A 3,192-nucleotide genomic window follows, 5' to 3' on the forward strand; every position below is an offset into this window, starting at 1 on the left:
GCATCGCCGATGGTAGTGTGGGGTTTCCCCATGTGAGAGTAGGTCATCGTCAAGATTAAATTCCGAAACCCCTATCTGCTAAGCAGGTAGGGGTTTTGTTTTTATGGGCTGAAAATTATGGTTCTCCTCATTGCCGGCAGCGCCAGCACTGCGTCCTCTCCTCAGTTTTCTATGCAATCCCTCGGCGCATAGCTATGATGCCTGCCTCATAGTGAGTCGAGATTGGCATGCTGAAGTTGTTAAAGCTCCTCAAGGATGGTCGATTCCATTCGGGTGAGGCTCTGGGGGCGGCGCTGGGTGTCAGTCGCAGCGCAGTCTGGAAGCAGTTGCAGCACCTTGAGGCCGAATTTGGCCTGTCTGTGCATAAGGTGCGCGGTCGCGGCTACCGGCTGGCTGCGCCTTTATCGTTGCTGGACGCTCATCTTGTCGGCGAGGCGGGCGCGGATGGTTGCTGGCCTGTGCAGGTCTACGATGAAATCGACTCGACGAATGCTGAGGCGTTGCGCCTGGTAAGTGCTGGGCGACAGGCGCCTTTTGTTGTGCTGGCTGAACGACAGACTGCCGGTCGCGGTCGTCGCGGTCGCCATTGGGTGAGCCCTTTTGCCCAGAATCTCTATTACAGTCTAGTCCTGCGAATAGACGGCGGCATGCGCCAGCTTGAAGGCCTCAGCCTTGTGGTCGGGCTTGCTGTAATGCGTACTTTGCGAGCTGTTGGCGTCAATACGGCTGGTTTGAAGTGGCCAAACGATGTGCTTGCGGATAATCGCAAGATTTCCGGCATTCTGCTCGAGTTGGTGGGAGATCCCGCAGATGTCTGTCATGTTGTGCTGGGTATTGGCATCAATGTGAACATGCAAAGCTGCGAAGAAGTCGACCAGGCCTGGACCTCCATTCGGCTGCAGACAGGGCAGCTTGTTGATCGCAATAACCTGGTCGCGCAGTTGAATAGCAATCTGCGGGCGTATCTGGACCTCCATCGCCAATCAGGCTTTGAGTCCCTCCAGGTAGAGTGGGAGCAAGCGCACCTCTGGCAGGGGTGTGCGGTATCCTTGATCGCCGGTGTTACTCGCCTGGATGGTACCGTGTTGGGTATCGATAAGCAGGGTGCACTTCGACTGCAGGTTGATGGTGTAGAGAAGAGCTTTAGTGGTGGTGAGCTCAGTTTGAGGTTGCGCGATGATTCTTGAGCTCGATTGCGGTAACAGTTTTATAAAGTGGCGGGTCATCCGGGGAGCGGGTGGCGCGATCGTCTCGGGTGGTGTGGTCGATTCCGATCAGGCGCTGATCGCCGCAGTGAAAATGCTGCACGTTGAGGCGCTGAGCAGGTGCCGCCTGGTCAGCGTACGAACCGAGGATGAGACCGCGCAACTGGCCGCAGCGTTAGTCGAGGCATTCGCGCTGACCGTTACGCGGGCTTCGGCTGCAAAGAGTCTTGCGGGTGTGAGCAACGGCTACGAAGAATTCGAGCGTCTTGGGCTGGACCGCTGGTTGGCTTTGCTGGGTGGGTATCATCTGGCAAAGCGTGCTTGCGTCGTTATTGATCTTGGGACCGCAGTTACATCTGATTTCGTCAACGCTGAGGGCGAGCATCTGGGGGGGTTTATTTGCCCAGGTATGCCGCTCATGCGTAATCAGCTGCGTACGCACACGCGTCGAATCCGTTACGACGACGTCTCGGCAGAGCGGGCCCTGACCAGTCTTGAGCCTGGGCGCTCCACGGTAGAGGCGGTAGAGCGGGGCTGCATGCTGATGCTGCATGGCTTTGTGTTGACGCAAATCGAGCAGGCGCGGGCTCATTGGGGGGATGACTTTACGTTGTTCATCACCGGTGGTGATGCAGATCTGGCTCATCAGGTCGCGCCGCAGGCGCGCGTGGTCCCGGACCTGGTATTCGTTGGTTTGGCGATCGCTTGTCCGCTGGAATGAGGTGAGTATGCGTTGGTTGTTTCTTTTGCTGCTGGTGTTGAACGTTGTCTACTACGTGTGGCATCAGCAAGAGGCGCCTTTGAAGGTAAAAGAGGTGGCATCGCTGTCGCTTTATAAGGGGACTCAGCAGGATATCCGTCTGCTCAGCGAGTCGCGCGCCGCGACGCAAGCCGTGGTGCAGGACAAAGAGTGCCTCTATGTAGGTGGGGTGGCGACGCCAGAGGTACTGGAGCAGTTGCGTCAAAGGCTTACTGCTCTCGATATCCGTGCGCGCAAGGTAGTTGGCAAGCTGGTGGATAGCGCTGGCTGGTGGGTGCAGGTTTCCCCTGAAAGCCAGCGTTTGCTGGATGAAACCGTGCTTTCCACTCTTTCCAATGATTTCAAAGACTTAAAACATAAAATAATGTTGTGCGAGGGTGTTGCAACCGTCGATTAGTTTGCATAGAATGGCGCCCGCTCCACAGGGAACACCACTAGATGGAAATCTGTGAAGCGTTGTCAAAGTAGCTAACCTCAAGATTTTAATGAGAAAAAGCTTGACAATAGGACGGCAAGAGTTGAAAATGCCGCCCACGTTCAGGAGGGGTTCCCGAGCGGCCAAAGGGATCAGACTGTAAATCTGACGTCTACGACTTCGAAGGTTCGAATCCTTCCCCCTCCACCAGTTTAGCGAGAGCAGCAAGCTCCGCGGGTATAGTTTAGTGGTAGAACCTCAGCCTTCCAAGCTGATGATGCGGGTTCGATTCCCGCTACCCGCTCCAGGTTTGCTGCTGTTGCACGGTGTTACGCTCTTGTAGCTCAGTTGGTAGAGCACACCCTTGGTAAGGGTGAGGTCAGCGGTTCAAATCCGCTCAAGAGCTCCATATGACAAGGCAGATATGAAAATATCTGCCTTTGTTTTAATGGTTGGTTTGACTTGCTCAATTCTTCTACCGGAGGATAGTCTCGATGGCTAAGGAAAAGTTCGAACGTAACAAGCCGCACGTAAACGTCGGCACCATCGGTCACGTTGACCATGGTAAGACTACGTTGACTGCTGCGCTGACTCGCGTTTGCTCCGAGGTTTTCGGTTCTGCCAAGGTTGACTTCGACAAGATCGATAGCGCCCCGGAAGAAAAGGCTCGCGGTATCACCATTAATACTGCTCATGTCGAGTACGACTCGAATATTCGTCACTACGCTCACGTTGACTGCCCAGGTCACGCTGACTACGTGAAGAACATGATCACCGGTGCTGCCCAGATGGACGGCGCGATCCTGGTTTGC

At 55.2% G+C, this 3,192-nt stretch carries 4 protein-coding genes and 3 tRNA genes; all 7 read left to right on the forward strand.

Translation table 11 applies throughout. The features are described 5' to 3' along the window. The first annotated feature begins 227 nt into the window (after positions 1 to 227). Positions 228 to 1,187, forward strand: a complete 960-nt coding sequence (gene birA, locus DCO48_RS22430) for a bifunctional biotin--[acetyl-CoA-carboxylase] ligase/biotin operon repressor BirA (protein WP_116552791.1) — start codon at positions 228 to 230, stop codon at positions 1,185 to 1,187. Further along, on the forward strand, positions 1,177 to 1,926 hold the full coding sequence (locus DCO48_RS22435; protein ID WP_116552792.1) for a pantothenate kinase: 750 nt from the start codon (positions 1,177 to 1,179) through the stop codon (positions 1,924 to 1,926). The genes birA and DCO48_RS22435 overlap by 11 nt, the downstream gene beginning before the upstream one ends. Before the next feature lie 7 nt (positions 1,927 to 1,933). Next, positions 1,934 to 2,362, forward strand: coding sequence for a hypothetical protein (locus DCO48_RS22440; protein ID WP_116552793.1), 429 nt, complete (start codon positions 1,934 to 1,936; stop codon positions 2,360 to 2,362). A gap of 143 nt (positions 2,363 to 2,505) precedes the next feature. Continuing rightward, positions 2,506 to 2,590 (forward strand) — tRNA-Tyr (locus DCO48_RS22445). Positions 2,591 to 2,613: 23 nt separating this feature from the next. Further along, positions 2,614 to 2,687, forward strand: a tRNA-Gly gene (locus DCO48_RS22450). A gap of 26 nt (positions 2,688 to 2,713) precedes the next feature. Next, positions 2,714 to 2,789, forward strand: a tRNA-Thr gene (locus tag DCO48_RS22455). 85 nt (positions 2,790 to 2,874) lie between these two features. Then, positions 2,875 to 3,192: GTP-binding protein (locus DCO48_RS22460; RefSeq protein WP_256584150.1), on the forward strand; the 318-nt coding region annotated here is incomplete at its 3' end.

Source organism: Pseudomonas sp. SDI, assembly GCF_003105155.1.
In the GTDB taxonomy this organism is placed as follows: domain Bacteria; phylum Pseudomonadota; class Gammaproteobacteria; order Pseudomonadales; family Pseudomonadaceae; genus Aquipseudomonas.